General features: G+C 37.4%; 14 protein-coding genes. 10 read left to right on the plus strand and 4 right to left on the minus strand.

What is annotated here, in order from left to right:
• Positions 1-270 precede the first annotated feature (270 nt).
• On the minus strand, positions 271-2,688 hold the full coding sequence (lon, locus tag CYP51_RS01050; RefSeq protein ID WP_103624039.1) for an endopeptidase La: 2,418 nt from the start codon (positions 2,686-2,688) through the stop codon (positions 271-273).
• Between the two features lie 8 nt (positions 2,689-2,696).
• A complete protein-coding gene (locus CYP51_RS01055) occupies positions 2,697-3,344 on the minus strand; it encodes an outer membrane protein assembly factor BamD (RefSeq protein ID WP_072594822.1) in 648 nt (215 codons plus the stop codon).
• 112 nt (positions 3,345-3,456) lie between these two features.
• On the opposite strand from CYP51_RS01055, the gene fliW reads away from it, so the two are divergent.
• From fliW to hpf, 6 genes are all read left to right on the plus strand, one after another.
• A complete protein-coding gene (gene fliW, locus CYP51_RS01060) occupies positions 3,457-3,840 on the plus strand; it encodes a flagellar assembly protein FliW (RefSeq protein ID WP_085657594.1) in 384 nt (127 codons plus the stop codon).
• Between the two features lie 61 nt (positions 3,841-3,901).
• Positions 3,902-8,110 (plus strand): hypothetical protein, encoded by a 4,209-nt coding sequence (locus CYP51_RS01065; RefSeq protein WP_141089675.1) that lies wholly within the window; start codon positions 3,902-3,904, stop codon positions 8,108-8,110.
• Entirely contained in the window at positions 8,104-8,799 is a 696-nt protein-coding gene (locus tag CYP51_RS01070) for a type II secretion system protein (protein ID WP_103624041.1), read from the plus strand. Before CYP51_RS01065 ends, CYP51_RS01070 begins: the two co-directional genes overlap by 7 nt.
• A complete protein-coding gene (locus CYP51_RS01075) occupies positions 8,796-9,812 on the plus strand; it encodes a type II secretion system protein (protein ID WP_258032757.1) in 1,017 nt (338 codons plus the stop codon). Before CYP51_RS01070 ends, CYP51_RS01075 begins: the two co-directional genes overlap by 4 nt.
• Positions 9,812-10,234, plus strand: coding sequence for a hypothetical protein (locus tag CYP51_RS01080; protein WP_103624043.1), 423 nt, complete (start codon positions 9,812-9,814; stop codon positions 10,232-10,234). Before CYP51_RS01075 ends, CYP51_RS01080 begins: the two co-directional genes overlap by 1 nt.
• Before the next feature lie 80 nt (positions 10,235-10,314).
• Complete coding sequence (gene hpf, locus CYP51_RS01085; protein WP_103624044.1) at positions 10,315-10,842, plus strand: ribosome hibernation-promoting factor, HPF/YfiA family; 528 nt, start codon at positions 10,315-10,317, stop codon at positions 10,840-10,842.
• A gap of 453 nt (positions 10,843-11,295) precedes the next feature.
• Here the strand turns inward: hpf and CYP51_RS01090 are convergent, their stop codons facing one another.
• Together CYP51_RS01090 and CYP51_RS01095 are read right to left on the minus strand one after the other, a co-directional pair.
• Positions 11,296-11,838 (minus strand): DUF1523 family protein, encoded by a 543-nt coding sequence (locus CYP51_RS01090; protein ID WP_103624045.1) that lies wholly within the window; start codon positions 11,836-11,838, stop codon positions 11,296-11,298.
• Positions 11,839-11,909: 71 nt separating this feature from the next.
• Positions 11,910-14,141, minus strand: a complete 2,232-nt coding sequence (locus CYP51_RS01095) for a nitric-oxide reductase large subunit (RefSeq protein WP_103624046.1) — start codon at positions 14,139-14,141, stop codon at positions 11,910-11,912.
• 218 nt (positions 14,142-14,359) lie between these two features.
• Here CYP51_RS01095 and CYP51_RS01100 point away from each other — a divergent pair, with 218 nt between their 5' ends.
• The 4 genes from CYP51_RS01100 (at position 14,360) to CYP51_RS01115 (ending at position 17,492) form a co-directional block, all read left to right on the plus strand.
• The gene (locus tag CYP51_RS01100; protein ID WP_103624047.1) at positions 14,360-15,415 is read left to right on the plus strand and encodes an ABC transporter substrate-binding protein; all 1,056 of its coding nucleotides are present in this window, start codon (positions 14,360-14,362) and stop codon (positions 15,413-15,415) included.
• A 3-nt stretch (positions 15,416-15,418) separates the two neighbouring features.
• Positions 15,419-16,426 (plus strand): FecCD family ABC transporter permease, encoded by a 1,008-nt coding sequence (locus tag CYP51_RS01105; protein WP_021084752.1) that lies wholly within the window; start codon positions 15,419-15,421, stop codon positions 16,424-16,426.
• Positions 16,426-17,199 (plus strand): ABC transporter ATP-binding protein, encoded by a 774-nt coding sequence (locus tag CYP51_RS01110; RefSeq protein WP_103624048.1) that lies wholly within the window; start codon positions 16,426-16,428, stop codon positions 17,197-17,199. The genes CYP51_RS01105 and CYP51_RS01110 overlap by 1 nt, the downstream gene beginning before the upstream one ends.
• Before the next feature lie 86 nt (positions 17,200-17,285).
• On the plus strand, positions 17,286-17,492 hold the full coding sequence (locus CYP51_RS01115) for an excalibur calcium-binding domain-containing protein (protein ID WP_103624049.1): 207 nt from the start codon (positions 17,286-17,288) through the stop codon (positions 17,490-17,492).
• Positions 17,493-17,513: the final 21 nt, after the last annotated feature.

Here is a 17,513-nt window from a genome sequence, read left to right on the forward strand (position 1 = left end):
AATTTAATCAATCATCTTTACAAATTTTAAAATTTCATTCACTCGCAAGAACTAAAATCTAAATTCGCTTACCGCTTAGTTCAAATTTTAGAGCCAAAATCACTCGTTTATAAAATTTTAAAATTTATTTTTCTCTGCTGTGCTGCATGTGCTTATAATGTTTAAATTATTAATTGCTTTTATGCGTTATATGGCTTTTTGCTTGGATTTTATGATCATCAAAATTTATAAATTTCCCTAGCCCTAATCTCACTTAGGACTAGGGAAAGATTATTTTTTAGCTACAAGAGCATTTTTTAGCACATCATCGATCGTATCTACAGCGATGATCTTCATATCAGCTTTTACCTCAGCTGGGATATCGATAAGGTCGCGGTCATAGTTTTTACGAGGTATCAGAGCTGTTTTGATACCGGCTTTGTGGGCAGCGATGAGCTTCTCTTTTAGACCACCGATCGGCAACACTCTGCCAGTTAGCGTAATCTCACCAGTCATTGCTATGTCGTGTCTTACCTTTGTGTCGGTTAGTATAGATGCGATCGCGGTTGCCATCGTGATGCCAGCACTTGGGCCATCTTTTGGTACAGCACCCTCTGGTACGTGCAAGTGAAGATCATAGCGCCTATAAACATCGCTAGCTTCGAGCTTACGCTTGTCATCATCTAGTTTTGGCACGATAGCCATTGGTACTTTTAGTTTTTTGTTATCGATCAGCACTTTTACCACGCTAAATGCGATATGAGCGCTCTCTTTCATCACGTCGCCTAGCTGACCGGTGATCTGCATGCTGCCTTTGCCTTGGATCCTGATAGCCTCGATCCTTAGCACGTCGCCACCGACACTCGTCCACGCAAGGCCATTTACTAGACCGATCTGATCTTTTTTATCTGCCGGCTCGATCTCATAGACCTTTTTCTCTAAAAATTCTTTCAAATTTTTAGCCGTGACGCTGATCTTGCCCTCATTTTTTTTAGTGAGGATATTTTTGGCGACTTTTCTTAATATATCAGCGATCCTGCGGCGTAAATTTCGCACGCCACTCTCTCTTGTGTAGTCGCTGATGATTAGCTCAAGCGCCTCTTTGCTGATACTTACATCACTTGGTTTTAGCCCGTGCTTTTTAAGCTCCTGAGGCAATAGATATTTTTTAGCGATCTCAAATTTTTCTTGTGGTGTGTATGAGCTAAGCTCGATAAACTCCATCCTGTCGCGAAGTGCGGCTGGTATCATGCTCACGTCATTTGCTGTAGCGATGAAGATGATCTTGCTAAGATCCATGTTGAAATTTAAGTAGTAATCTCTAAATTTATTATTTTGCTCAGGATCTAAAATTTCAAGTAAAACAGCAGTCGGATCACCTCTGTAGCTTCTGCCAACTTTATCGATCTCGTCAAGAACTACTACTGGATTCATCTGCTTGGCTTCTATGAGCCCTTGCACGATACGCCCTGGCATGGCGCCTATGTAGGTGCGGCGGTGGCCTCTTAGCTCGTTTACGTCCTCAAGTCCACCAAGTGCGATCCTAACTAGCTCACGCTTTAGTGCTTTTGCGATCGAGTTTGCAAGGCTGGTTTTACCCACGCCTGGAGGGCCTGCAAAGCATAAAATAGCGCCATTATTTACCTTTTCGCCAACGCCTCTAAGCTCCAAAAGCTCACGCAAAGCAAAATACTCCTCGATGCGCTCTTTTGGCTTCTCCAAGCTGTAGTGATCGGCATTTAGATGCTTGCTCACTTCGCTGATGGATGACTTTTTCTTAGCTACATTTTCAAATGGTATCTCAAGTACCCAGTCAAGGTAGCTTTGCAAGGTGTTTGCGTCAGCTGAGTCTGGGTGCATGCGAGAAAGTTTGTCTATTTGTTTTTTGATCTCTTTGTAGGCGTCCTCAGCCATAAATTTCTTCTTCGCATCAAGCTTTTTGCGGTACTCTTCAAGCTCCTCTTCACGGCTCGTATCCGCTCCAAGCTCAGCTTGAATTTGCTTTAGCTGCTCTTTTAAAAAGTACTCTTTATTTGTCTTATCGATCTTTGAATGGACTTTATTTTTTATCTCTTTTTGAAGTTTATTTGCCTCAATTTCTTCGATAACGTAGTCGATGAGCTTTAGTAGGCGTTGCTCTAAATTTTCCTCGACAAAAAAGCTATAAGCGATCTGTTTTTTTAGGCGAAGTGCACTTGAAACTAGGTCACAAACCCTGATCGCTTCAGCGCTCTCTTCTACCGTCTTTAAAAGATCAGGCGGAAAAAAGTGGCTAAACTGCGAAAGCTCTCTTACTTTTTCTCTTAAAACTACGATAAGAGCGTCAGTTTTCACCTGCGATGGGCGCTTGACGTGGAGCATATCGACAATTCCACGGAGCGGATTTATGCCTGATTGTTTTAAAATTTTACCTTTGTCGATGCCCTGAAATAGTACTTTTACGCGTCCATCGGGTAGTGGCACACGGCGCATTATCGTGCCGATAACGCCAGCATCATAGATACCATCAAAGTCTCTAGCACCGTCTTGCTGAGGCTTTGTAGGCACCACAAGGATCGGAGTCTCTTCTTGTATGGCGAGTTCAAGTGCCTTTAAATTTTCATCATCACTTAAAAAAAGCGGAGTTATCATAAATGGATATAAAAATAGCTCGTCCTCAACGACAATAGGAATTTCAGTTGGGAAGCCTTTATTTTCGTTTATTTGCAAAATTTCTCCTATTCAAACAGTTTTCTATACCATGCCACGTCAGGTTTGATAAGATCTGAGTTTCTAAACGGCGACTCTTCAAGCTTTTGCTCGTAAATTTTAGCCGAAACATCACGACCAGTCCTATTGTAAAGATCAGCTATTTGCATATCTAGGAAGTAAAGCGCGAGTTTGAATTTAATAAGCATAGTCTCAATAAGTGGCTTATATTCAGTATTTGGATACATATAAAGAAATTTCTCGATCTCTGTTACGCTATCTTCCATAAGCTTTTGGTTACGGTTTGGCTGAGTAAATGAGTCAAAATTTGCTTTTATCTTTAGATACTGAGCAAATTCTGTTTTTGGGCCGTTGTCGCCATATCTTTTGATATACTCGTCAAGATAGTGATTTGCCATAAGATACTCTTCATCATTTGCGTGAGCTTGGGCAAGGATAAGTAAAATTTGCTCCAAAAGTGGGCTTGCTACGTGTTCGCTTGCCATTGAAACATAGTGTTTATCGGCCGCTTCAAGATCACCGTCTTTTATATCAGCGATAACCTGAGCATACCACTCATCAGGAGTTAGATTGTAAAGCTCGGTATATTTTTCAGCACAACCACTAAAAAGCCCCAAAAGAGCTACAACTGCTAGAAATTTAGAAAATCTTTTCATGCTTTTCCTTAAAAAGTTTAAATCCTCGTATTCTACATTTTTTGCTATTATTTTTGTATAAATTTTTTAAAACTATGATAAAATACGGCAACTTTACAAAATAGGAGTTAGTATGATTTTTAGTGTTAAAAGCCCTATTTTAGGCTTTGAGCATATTAAGACGATGGAGTTAATTGAACTTGATAAATTTTTTGTTAAGCTAGCAAGCAAAGATGATGAGACATCTTTTACAATGATAAATCCTTTTGCATTAAGAAGCTACGAATTCGATATTCCAAACTATTATGAAGATCTTATGGAGATTAAAGAAAGCTCTCAACTTAGAATTTATAACATTATCGTTGTTGCACTCCCGCTTGAAAAATCAACTGTAAATTTTATAGCTCCTATCGTTTGCAATATGGATAATATGACCTTATCTCAAGTCGTTTTAGACATTGCCAAATATCCTCAGTACGGGCAAGCTGAAATGATAGAAAATTTTATACAAAAATAGTAGCTAAAAGCTTTTAGAAAATCTAAGGAGAGATTTTTTATTGTTATTTAGAGGATTTGTTGTGAAGATAGTATACTTACTCTGTCTTATTGTCACGTTTGGTTTTTGTGCACCCAGAGCTTGTACTACAGCAGAAGCAGCATCTATTGGTTGTAGTGGAGCAAATTATTCTTGCTTTATAGACGCTGAAGAGTACCAAGACAACTCTTCTAAAAATATCCCACATTGTATAAGAAAATCTGATAGAACTTGGACGATAGATACTAACAACTTTGTTTCCGGTGTAGCACAAGATCATTATCACATTTATGCAAGACAATCTTCTCCGTGGGGGTATGAACCATTAATTGGTATGTGGGATGATCACTCTAAAGGCTTAAGACAAAGATCAATAAATGGCAATCTAAATACCAGAGTAAATGGCGATATAGCTACCATTGGTGCTACTATTATGATTCCACAATACACTGGATATAATTTTGTTCCAGATCCATCTAACGTAACAAAAACATCATCTACAGCCGATAGAATATTTTTAAATACTGGTAATTTTTCGTCTAGCAATTACACACTTTGCCAAACAACATATATTTATAATCCTAGCAAGCATCCTTATTGTAAAAATTCATCCTCTTCCACATTTGATTTTAGTGAGAAAAATACCTTTATACAAAATAATTTAAAGGGCAAAAACGTAGTCTATGCCAGGCTTTATTGGGGTGGCTCTCTTTATCAAAACTGGGCCATTAAAACAAATTTATATACAAATGCTCTAAATTACATAAAAGGATATAGTAGGATTGATTTTAAAGCTCCTGGAAAAAATGTAATCACAATAGATGCTGATCCAAAAGACATCTTTTGGTTTGGCTCATTTAGTGAGTATAAACCAAAATCAATGACTCTTGAATCATACAATCAAAACGAGTCTAATAGCTACTATGTAAAGGCTGGAATAAACTACCAATATGTAGCAAGTGCTGATGTAACAGATATAGTTAGAGATTCTCTTGGTACTAGTGAGTCAGATAGGACATTTTATGCTGGCAATATCAGATCAACTACGATTCCCTTTAGTGATGAATTTATAGACCCAAATGATGGCATATATAAGGTAAACAACTCTACTAATAGAAAACTAAAAAAAACATACGGCACGCTACTATTCTCACCAGTTCAAGGGCAAAATGGTTACTGGATACAATCCATCGCACCACAATTTGCGGCTTGGAGTTTAGTCATCATTTATGACTTTGATGATAAAACCGCTGCAGCAAACAATATAGAGCCAAAGCTTGTTAGTATATTTGATGGACTAGAAAGGCTTGCAGCAGACTGGATGAAGTCAAGCGATCCATTTGGTACTGTAAAGAGCTCAACCGTAGATGTAAAATTTGAAAATATCTATACACCAAAAGCAGGCGATATAAATGCTACGCTTACAATGTTTTCTTTTGGCGGAAAGCCAGAAACAAAAGGTGAGAATATTGAAATAGAAAACGAAGGTAGCTATCTGAGTATAACCAGCAAATACAATGCAAAAGGTGATCAATTTAACTCAACCATGACAAAATTTGGACAACCTATAAATCCAGGCAAAAAATTTCACTCTCAAGCAGACTTAGATATATTTGATATATCAGACAAAATGTCACATTCCCAAAAAGAAGCAGATATAAAATTTACAGTTACAACGATTAAAAATTCAGGCAGTGCTAATGTTGTAAGCGCTGACCGTATAAATTTGGCCATGGTAGGCTTTTCTACCCGTATATATAAACCAGATGTTTGCTATATGGAATATATTTATGCAAAAAAACCTAGCGATAGTACTTTTACAAAGGTGCAAGAAAATACCCCAACAGTAGTGCCAGCAAATACTATTTTAAAAACTTTCGTTGAAGTTACAAACAATACTAATGAAGCTGCCCAAGACTTTGCGTTAAAAGCTACAATATATCCAAGCCAAATTTATAATCCAAACTCAACTTACATATACGCAGATAAAGCATCACAAGGACCTAGTGATCTGCTTACTATGTCAGGACAGGTACACTATAGCGACAACACAGGCTTGCAGCAATTAAGCGGAAATGACTTAACTTTTTATTTAGGACAAGGTGCGGCTGCAAATAAGGGTGGAGAAATGCTAATTCATCAAGGCAACTACGCTTATGCCATATATGAAACGACCCTTAAGTCTAAATTTGAGACAAATAGTTACAAAGCCATGGTCGCAAATGCTGATATAAATTTACAGCCCTATGACACATATATAAGAAGATGTAGTAATCAAAACTACAACATTACTTTAGGTGTTAGTACCAGTCCAAATAATTTCGTCGCAAGTAATAGACAAGACGATGGCTCGGCAGCTTTTAAAGATAAATTTAAAAATAGACTTCTAACTAAAATCGTTTCTACGCCATTTAATGTCTATATCACGAACTATGATACAGATGGCAACAAAAAAGTACCAGATGCCCCAGTAGATGTAAAAGTAGAGTTGGTCGAGTCTTGCAGTGCTCCAACAAATTTATATGAACAAGATATAACATTTAATGGCGTAACTGATATTTTGTTATCAGGCATTAGTATTGACAGAGCCTATAAAAGCGTAAAATTTAGAATTTCTCATCTTGATCCAGTGACAAATACTACAAAGGTTGAATGCGAAAAATTAGATGATTTTGCCATAAGACCAAGTCACTTTAGGCTATGGGATACTGACAAGAATACGATCAATAATAACAATGTTTTAATAGGCGGCAAAGTTTATAATAACATTGCTCTTGCAGCTATGAAACCTCTTGATAGTGACTTAGCAAATGGCTATATAAATAACATAAGTGGCTCAAATGGAGAGATAAAACTTGTACCAGCATATAGTGCGACTTGCGATCCTAGCATTATAGAGAGCGAGAACAAACTAAGCGTAGATTTTAACGATCCAAATAAAGCGTTGGGTAAAATTTTCCGTCACACATCAAGTGGACCTGTTGGCTTTTCTTACTCAGATATAGGCGATACATATTTTTATGTATTAGACAAAGACTATACAATAACTGATCAACATGCGCCATCAAGAGCTGATGATTGTGTAAAAAACTCAATTAGCAACGATCCATCACAAGATACTGCTCAAGAAGGAAGGATCGGATGCAATATAAAGCTAGAAGGTAATAGAGATTATCTATTTAGGCCAAAAGATATACAAATAAGCAAGTTAAAGATAACAAAAGATAGCGATATAACATACCTTGATAATGAAGGCATACAAAAAGCAAAGCTTGACTTTGAAGTAACTGCTAGGTTGTTTAACGATGACCCTGCAAAACTTTATAATGAAGATTGCTATGCAAAGAATATGAACTTTGATATAAAACTAGACAGAGTTCCTTTAAATTTTACAGATAATGATGGTAATGCCGGCACATTAGCAAAAGCAAATGAAGAAATTTTATTTTTTGAAATTCCTGGCTCAAACACTAGAAAAGCAATAGATCCAAGTGCCACAAAATCAACATTTTATGTAGAGAAAAATACTTTTGTAAATGGCGTAGGCAAAGGTGAAGTATATTTTAATTTTGAAAGAAAAGTAAATCATGCTAAAAATCCTTTTACTATTTCAAGTAATGATTTTAGTTTTAGCGGTATGTCAGACAGCACCGATACAGTAAAAAAATATGAAAAACCAGCAACAGAAACGACAGCAAAATTTTACTTTGGTAGGGTTTATGCACCATTTTATGAAGGGCTTTATAGTGGCTTTTATGCCAAAATTTATTATGGTGCCTACTGCGATGGATGCAATAAAAATATCTATATGAAAGATAATGGCAAACTGTGGCAAGACTTTCCAGCTGCACCATTTTGGGCCACCAATCCAAAACATAGCGCAGGAGTACTTAACTATCACGACTTTAGCTTTACAAACACTTACAGCGGCACTGTTTTAAGAAATGATGTAAGCAGCATAAGTAATGGTGAGCAAATAATTTTTATAAGAAACCCTTCAGCGGTTACTGATGTGGCTAAAATGAGAGCACCTAGCTGGCTTCTTTATAGTGAATTTGATGAGAAAACCGAAACAAATAATTTCAATCTAAATTTTCTAGTACCAAATGGCGAATGGGCTGGTAAAGTCCTAAAGAGCAATAATATAGAGGATAAGACAAGCGGCGCAGTTGGAGGTTTTATAGGAGTAAAATCAAATAGTGATAATAACCTAGATATAAGCGATAAGACAAACAGGAGAATAGAGTGGTAAAAAGGGGCGGCTTTTCATTGATAGAGCTTATCTTGTCAGTGCTTGTAGTAGCCATAGTAAGTGCAAGCTTGCCACTAGCAGTAAGAACTACTTCAAATTTAAGCGAGCAATCCTTAATGCAAGAAGGACTAATGAATGCTAAAACTTATATGTCATTAATATTAAAAGCACCATTTAGTGATCAAGTCTTAATAGCAGGTAAAAATACCATGCCATCATCTATAACTACTCAAGAGGCTATAATTTTTCCTCTTATTATCTGTGAGCAAGGAGCAAATCCGGATTTTTATGAAAAAAGTGGAGTAAAAGGTGAAGGTCATAGGATACTTGCATATCCGGTACACAATTCATCTGCATGTGCCGCAAGGCCTAGTGATTCAAAGCTTCCAGAATCAATCAAAAGCGTAAATTTTAAAGTAAAATCTATCAAAAATTTCAATACCCAAAAATCCATCTCACCAACTGCTAGCACTACTAAACGCGACTTTATTATAGACACAGAAACGACTCCAACCATAACAAATGGAGCTGATAAATTTGTAGTTAGCACTCCTTTAAATGATAGTGACGTTTTACAGATAAAGCTAGATACAACTATGAAAACCACAAAAGAGAGCAAAAGCGTACTTTATGGATATGCCTTTAACATAGGTGAAAGCAGCACTCTAAGTGTAAAAGAATGGAAATGAAAAAAACAAAAAAAGCTTTTACATTAATTGAGCTAATAATAGTCATCACCGTACTTGGCGTTATCTCACTTATGAGCTTTAATACGCTTATGAATTTATATCAAAACTATTTTCAAAGCAAAGTAATAAACGAACTAGAAACACAAAGCGAAATCGCTCTAGAACAAATTTCAATGCTACTTAGCCACAGAATCAAACAAAGCGTTATCGCTAGGAAAAAAAATGGAGATTACCTAGCTCTAAATGATAGTGGTGTAAATTTAAGTAGCGACTTTGAAATTTTAGAATTTATCCCAGCTGCTTATGAGCTATTTGATGGCATCAACGAATATAAAGGAGATGATACTAACGGAGATCCCATCTTTGAAGAAGGTATATATAGTGGATATGTAGATCTTGCAAATAGCTCTATTGCAAATGGATTGAAAAGTCCTGGAAGCAAATTTAATGACGCTTTTAGAAACGGCGTAATGGACTTGACCTGCGAAAATGATAGCAATGAAGAAGATGTAAATAGCGGCTCTAGGTGCATAAACGCCGATAATGAAAATGGTGGTTTAGTGGCGATATTTTCTAGCATACTTTATAGAGTTGGTAGCAGCTTTGGCTATCAAGAAAATTTAGACCAAAGGCACTTAGACATCGCAAAAGTAGGCATACAATCAATCGACACGCTTAAAATTTCAAGTGATTTTAAAAATAAAAAAATTTCAGAGCAGTATAAGCTAGCTTACACAGCCATTGCCATAGCACCAGCTGAGCAAAGTGCCGAGGATGTACAAAACGGCTCTTTTGACCTTAAAATTTACTACAACTATAGGCCATGGCTAAATGAAAGCTTTAAAAAATTTAGCTCAACATCTACAAAGGCTATCAAAGCCGAAAGTGCGACACTAGCTAAACATGTAACAAGATTTGTCTTTACAGAAAAAAATGGAGTCATCGCGCTAAAGCTCTGCCTTAAAGCAGAAAAATCAGAAATAACCATTTGCAAGTCAAAGGCGGTTTATTAATGAGAAAAGGATTTACGTTAATAGCAGCGATATTTTTTCTAGTTGTAGCAGCTTCTATCAGCACTCTTGCCCTTTCGATAGCTAGCACATCAGCTAGACAAAGCAGTGAAATTTATCTAAGAGAGCAAGCACAACTCGTTGCTCAAGCAGCAGCAGAGTATGCAATGTTTGAAATTTTTAGAACCGATTTCTCAAACAAATGCCTAGATAAAGTAGATGGAGAATTTAACGATATGTTCGACTTTAAAGTAAAAATAATTTACTTTGGCGATATCGGCATGTGCACTCCACCGACCATCATGCCAGGAACAAACGGAGTCGCAAGTACTGGCAACATGATCTTTGATGTTTTTGTAACATCAAAAGATAAAAAAACGCCAAATCCTATAAATTTTCACAAACGAACTCTTCAGAAACTTTAAAATTTTATAAAGATTTTAGTTTAATTTGTTTTTAGTTTTAGCGTGTTATAATCATCTTACTTTCTATAAAGGAGATTACGATGAACATAAGCATTGTAGGAAAACAATTTGAGCTAACAGAGCCAATCAAAAACTATATCCAAGACGCTTTTGATACGCTTAGCAAATACAATCTCGACATCATCTCAGCAAGATGTGTTGTAGCAGCCGATGAAAAACAAGGAAAAAAAGGCTTTAATGCAGAATTTTCTCTAAATATGGCCCATAAAGATACAATAGTCGTTCGCCAAAAAGATAAAGATCTTTACGCTGCGATCGATCTTGCTATCGAAAAAGCATCAAAAGTTTTAAGAAGAGAGCATGATAAGAAATTTACTGTTAAAGGCAAGGCTGACGACAAAGAATTTCGCTCAAGAATAGGTGAAGAAAAGATAGAGGGTGTCGAGGAGATAGTGCCTATGGAACTTGAAATCTATAAACCACTTGAAGTCGAAGAAGCACTTGAGAAACTAAAATCAAGCGATAAACAATTTTACGTATTTAACGATGTTGACGCAAAAATGCGCGTGATCTACAAAAGAACAGACGGAACTTTCGGTCTTTACTAAAAACAGGGGCAGCTTTGCCCCTAAAATTTATGCTGATTCACTATAAAATTTCTTTCTGAAATCTAAAAATCCTACTACAAAAGCTAATACGCCAGCAAATGGCTTTAAAGTTTCAAAAATAGAATAGAGATATCCTTGCGTAAAATAGATCTAGATACAAGAAGGCTTCCCTGCAAGCCATTTTAAGAAGATCTTGGCGAACTAAACTAGGTCACAACTGATGAATGGCAAGGCTACCATAAAAAAATGGGTGATTTTCTTAAAAATAATTGCAAACATCAAGATGTGGAATTTTACTTTACAAGCTGGAAAAACGTAGATGAATGTGACAAATAATACAACAGAGCAAACGAGCTAAAAATACTTGATAGCGTCAGAAATTTTTAAATAAAAAAGAGAGATAAAGCTCTCTTTTTTATTTTTAAAATATCAAATAGCTAAAACAAATACTATCTATTTCTCTAAATTTTCACTAGCTTTTGGTCTAAAGGCCTTATTTATCTTTCTTGTCCAAATTATTAGCGAGATAAACAAGATAAAGTAAAATACATAGCTAGCTACAGGCCAACTAGTATCAGTACCGCTTTCTTTTAGTGAGATGACATTTCTAAACTCTTGAAGCATAGAAATTCTATATCCATAATATTTTACAGTTACGTTTTTATCGCTATTTGCAAAGCCTTGAGCTTTGGCTTGTACATCAGCTGAGTTAAATTTAAAATAAAACGGAAATCCCCATGCAGTATCTTCATTTCTATAAGCCATGACTTTATTTGAATTATTAGAATCTTTAGTGTAGATAAAATAAACATCTCTGGTAGGGCCATCTGCCGGATTTTTAGCGTCGATGATACCATCTTTGTCCATACGTTTGACATCGCCACCTGTGATTTGTACATTTGCATAGTGTGGAAATGAATAATCAACTACAAGAGCTAAAAAAGAGTGTAAGAGTACGATAAAAATAACGCAAATTCTTTTAAAAAATGTAATCATTTCTTTCCTTTTAAATTTGCGTTATTTTATGAAAAGATAGCTTAATAAAGGGGCAAAGTACCCCTTTAGTTTTAAGATTTTTTATTAAGCATAAATTTTAGAAGTTGTGCAAGGAAGCTGATTCCACCGATTATTAAAATCGTATCGCCAATCATTCTTACCCATCTTAAATTTTGCAAGTGTGATTGTTGTAAAAGCTCAGCGCTTCTTGCATACCACATACCATGCTCTAGGCTTGCAAATGCTTGATAAATTCCTATTGGAAGTAGTGAAAGCACGATCATTAGCATAAGGCCTATATTTAAGCCCCAAAAGCCTACTTTCATAAGCTTCTCGTCAAATTCTTGACCTTTGAATAGATAAGTAGCTACTAGCCAAACAAATCCAAGTGCTAAAAATCCATAAACACCAAATAGCGCAGCATGTCCGTGAACTGGAGTCGTATTTAGGCCTTGGATATAAAATAGTGAAATCGGAGGATTGATTAAAAATCCAAATACACCAGCACCTAACATATTCCAGAAAGCAACTGCGATAAAGCAGTAAAGTGGCCATTTTAATGTCTTAGCCCAAGTTTGAGCAAACTGAAGTCTGTAGTGTTCATAAGCTTCAGCACCAAGCAATACAAGAGGAACTACCTCAAGTGCTGAGAAACTAGCGCCAACTGCCATTATAGGTGTTGTAGTACCAGCAAAATATAAGTGGTGGAAAGTTCCTGGAATTCCGCCTACTAGGAAAAGTGATGCACTCGCAAGTGTTGAAAACGTAGCAAATCTCTTTGAAACAAGACCAAGACTAACAAACACAAAAGCAAGTGAAGCGGTAGCAAATACCTCAAAAAAGCCTTCAACCCAAAGGTGTACAACCCACCAGCGCCAGTATTCCATCACTGGAAGTGGACTTCTTTGACTGTAAAATAATCCTGCTCCGTAAAATAATCCAACTGCAACAGCTGAAGCTGCAAAGATAGCAAGTAAATTTTTGTCACCTTTGTTCTTAAATCCGCCGATAAATCCACGAAGTAAAAGTAGCATCCAAATAACAAGACCAACAAATAAAATAATCTGCCAAACACGTCCAAGCTCGATATATTCATATCCTTGGTGTCCAAACCAGAAGCTTAAATTTATAGGCATAATATTTGCAATCGCTAAATACTCGCCAGCAAAACTGCCAACCACAAGGATTAGTAGTGCGTAAAATAATAAATCTACGCCAAGCTTTTGGAATTTTGGATCTTTACCGCCATTTATAATAGGTGCTAGGAAAAGACCGCCTGCTAAAAATCCTGTCGCAATCCAGAAGATACTAGCCTGAATGTGCCATGTTCTAGCAAGTGAATAAGGAATATAGGCTGATAAGTTTATACCGTAAAATTCTTGTCCTTCGACCGTATAGTGAGCTGTAAAGCCACCTATTAAAATTTGGAATGCAAAAAGAGCCAAAGTTACAAAAAGATATTTTTTAAGAGCTTTTTGAGATGGAGTTAGGCTTAATTTACTAAGCGGATCTTCGCTAATAACTTCTAATTTTTCATCATCTTTTTTGCCATAAAAAGAGCTAAACCAAACAAGAAATCCAATACCAGCAATAAGTATTACAACGCTTGCGATTGACCAAAAGATATTTTCGCTTGTTGGTACATTATCGATTAGTGGCTCATGTGGCCAGTTGTTTGTGTATGTAGCATCGCTGTTAGGTCTGTTTGCTGCGGTTGCCCAGGCTGACCAGAAGAAAAAGTTATTAAGATCATCTCTATCAGAAGCATTTGGAAGAGTATTTTCTTTCATCGCATAAGCTTCTCTTAAAGATTTAAACTTAGGGTCATTTCCAAAAAGTGATGAATACTCTTGGCTTACTTGCTTAATAGCCTTTAATCTATCACTACTAAGTACGATCTTATCGTCTTTTACGCCATTTTCTCGGTACTCTTTTTTAAGTAGAACTTTTAGATTTGCCTTTTGCTCATCATTTAAGTCAGCATATTTTGAGTGGTAAATTTCATCTGCTTTTAACTCTAAAAATATAACTAACTCTTTGTGAAGCCAGTCCGCACTCCAATCAGGTGCTTGATATGCACCGTGTCCCCAAACAGAGCCAACTTGCATACCTCCTATGCTTTGCCAGGCCTCTTGACCTTTATAGATGCTCTCTTTGTCGATCACGACATTGCCATTCTCATCTGTAAAATTTACAACTGGTGGCGAGCTTCTATAAACCTCAACGCCGTAGTAGCCTAAAATACTAAAGCAAATTACTAGTACTGCAACAAGTGCTAGCCAATACTTTTTGTATTCACGCATTGATTCTCCTTTTTTTAAAAATTTTAAGGCGAAGTTTATCTCATTTTAAAAAAGCAAATAATGACATATGTCAATAAAAGGAGAGAATTTATCCCATTAGTTTTATAAGAATTTACAATAATATGTAAATTTTTCATAATGTATATGCAAAATTTACATAGAATTAATATAAATATTATTAATATACATGTTTATACTTCAAAAATAAAGGAAAAAATATGCAAACAAATTTTATGCATAAAGTAACCAAATTTAGCCTTGTTGCTTCACTTTTTGCGGCTCTTAGCCTAAGCGCAGCTGAGTCTGCTAGAAGCATCACAGATATGAAAGGTGTCAAAGTAAGCGTGCCTGAGAAGGTTGAGAAGATCGCTGCATTATGGAATGCAAACAACGAGATCATCCTAGCACTTGGCGGTATGGATAAGGTTGTAGCCACAACTGATCTGATCAAAAACAACAAGTGGTTTGAGCACGTCTATCCAAGACTTAAAAATTTACCAGCTGCACTAAACGGCAAAGACCTTCAGATCGAAGAGCTTGTTAAACTTGCACCTGACGTTATCATAGTGTATAACAAAAATTTTCAAGATGAACTTATCAAAAATGGCTTTAGCGCGGTAAATTTGATCTTTAGAGACTATCCAGATATGGAGAAAAGCATCTACGCAACAGCTGAAGTCATAGGCACTGATGATGCTAGAAAAAAAGCTGAAAAGCTTGCTAATAAAATCCACGATAACTCTGAGTTTGTAACAGCAAGAACAAAAAACATCCCTGACGCTAAACGTCCAAAAGTACTTCACCTTCTTGGCGGAGCGAATTTGCTAAAAGTTGATGGTACAAACACTATCCAAAACACTTGGATCAAGCTAGGTGGCGGTGTAAATGCTATCAATACTGAGGGTTCAATGATCGAAGTTAGCGCTGAAGAGATCATCAACGCAAATCCTGATATCATCATCGTTGGCGGCAATGACACAGACGCACAGATCAAAAAGATAAAAGAGCACCCTGCATTCTCTGGCTCAAATGCTGTTAAAAACGGCAAAGTTTATGGCAACCCAAAAGGTGTATTTAGCTGGGATAGATATGGCGCTGAAAACGTGCTTCAAATTTTATGGGCAGCAAAGACTATCCAACCAGATCTATTTAAAGATGTCGATATGAAAGTAAAAACAAAAGAGTTTTATAAAGAGTTCTTAAATCACGATCTTAGCGATACAGAGTACGGCTATATCCTAAAAGGTCTGAATCCAGACGGTAGCAGCAAGTAAGATATGAAAAACGCAAATTTTTCAATAGTTGTTATCTTTTTAGCTCTACTAACGCTTCTTTGCGCCTTTGTCGCACTTGGCGTTGGTAGATTTTACATACCTTTTAACGACGTCTTTAGCGTGCTAGCTCACAGCTTTGGTTTTGGAGATGGCGCAGCTAGCAACATCACAAACGTGATAGAAAATTTACGCATCCCGCGCATCATCGCAGCCATCCTTGTTGGAGCTGCTCTTAGCGTGAGTGGTGCAGCCTATCAAGGCGTCTTTAAAAACCAGCTAGTTAGTCCTGATCTTCTAGGCGTCTCAGCTGGTGCTTGTGTGGGAGCAGCCACTGCTATCATCTTTGATCTATCGCTATTTTGGGTGCAGGCTTTTGCCTTTGGCTTTGGCCTAGCAGCCGTTGCTATCACGCTAGCCATACCAAAGATGATGGGTCGCACGAGCACGCTTATGTTAGTTCTTTCTGGTATCATCGTAAGTGGTCTCATGGGCTCAGTGATCGGCTTTTTAAAGTATGTCGCAGATCCTGAGACAAAGCTACCTGACATTGTTTATTGGCAGCTTGGTAGCCTTGCAAAGCTTGATAGTGACAACTTAAAATACATAGCTCCAGTGATGATCATCTGCGCCATTTTACTTATCGCCATGAGCTGGCGTATAAATTTACTCTCTCTTGGCGACGAGAGTGCGGCAAGACTTGGCGTAAATGTCTCATTTGAGCGCGCTGTCATCATCATCTGCGCTACGCTTCTAACAGCATGCAGCGTCTGCATAAGCGGCATAGTCGCTTGGGTGGGACTTCTCATGCCTCACTTAGCGCGCATGCTAGTTGGCGCAAATAACATAAAAAGCATGCCTGCAAGCATATTTATGGGTGCGATATTTTTGCTATTTGTCGATACCTTAGCGCGCAGCATAAGCGTGAGCGAAGTGCCTCTTGGCGTACTTACTGGCTTTATCGGCACGGTATTTTTCGTCTGGGTTTTATGGCGAAATAAAAAGGTTGCATGATGCTTGAAGTTAGAAATTTAAACTTTAGCTACCCAAATGGGGCTGGCAAACTAGAAAATGTAAATTTAAAGATAGGCGCAGGAGAAATTTTAACCATTCTTGGTCGAAATGGAGCTGGCAAATCAACAACTCTTGGGCTAATAAGCGGCTCGCTAAAGCCAGTTTCTGGCGAGATCTTTCTTGATGGCAAAAACGTAGATAGCCTAAGCAACAAAGAGCGCGCTAAGATCATGGCGTATGTCGCTCAAAGCGAGGTTACAGAGTATGACTACACCGGACTTGAGTTCATAACGATGGGACGCGCGGCGCACCTTGGCATCTTTGCAAGACCTAGCAAAGAGGACGAGGAGATCGCTAGAATTTACACCAAAAAGCTTGAGATCGAGTATCTTGAAGATCGCTTCATCACGCAGATGAGTGGCGGTCAAAAGCAGATGTGTATGATCGCTCGTGCGATGGCTGCGCAGCCAAAGATGATCATATTTGACGAGCCAACGAGCGCGCTTGATTTTGGCAACCAGTATAAATTCCTACGCACCGTCAAATGGCTAAAAGAGCTTGGCTACTCGGTCGTGCTAACCACTCACAACCCTGACTTTGCCGTGCTTCTTGGCGGATATGTGGCACTTGTAAAAGGTGATGGCGAGGTTGGATTTGGCACGGTTGATGAGATCATCAGAAGTGAAAATTTAAGTAAACTTTATGGACTCGATCTAAATGTCAGCTACATCGACGAAGTGCAAAGAGAGTGTTGCCTAACATATCCTCTTTAAATTTATCTGCTTTCAAAAGGATAAATTCTTTTGAAAGCACTTTTTGTACTTTTTGTTATTTCACACATACTGCCTTTGGAGTAAAAATGAAAAAAGTAGCTTTGATTTTATTTCTTGCATTGATGGCAAACGCGGCGGATAAATTTGATTGTTCTAAACGCTATTGCAAAGAGATGAAGAGCTGTGAAGAAGCATATCACTATCTAAAAGAGTGTGGACGCAGTGGCTTTGACCGCGATCATGACGGTATGCCATGCGAGAATATATGCAAAGAACGTAGAGTAGGAAAATAATTTTATTAAATTTTACTCCAC

Source organism: Campylobacter concisus (genome assembly GCF_002912895.1).
Lineage (GTDB): Bacteria > Campylobacterota > Campylobacteria > Campylobacterales > Campylobacteraceae > Campylobacter_A > Campylobacter_A concisus_G.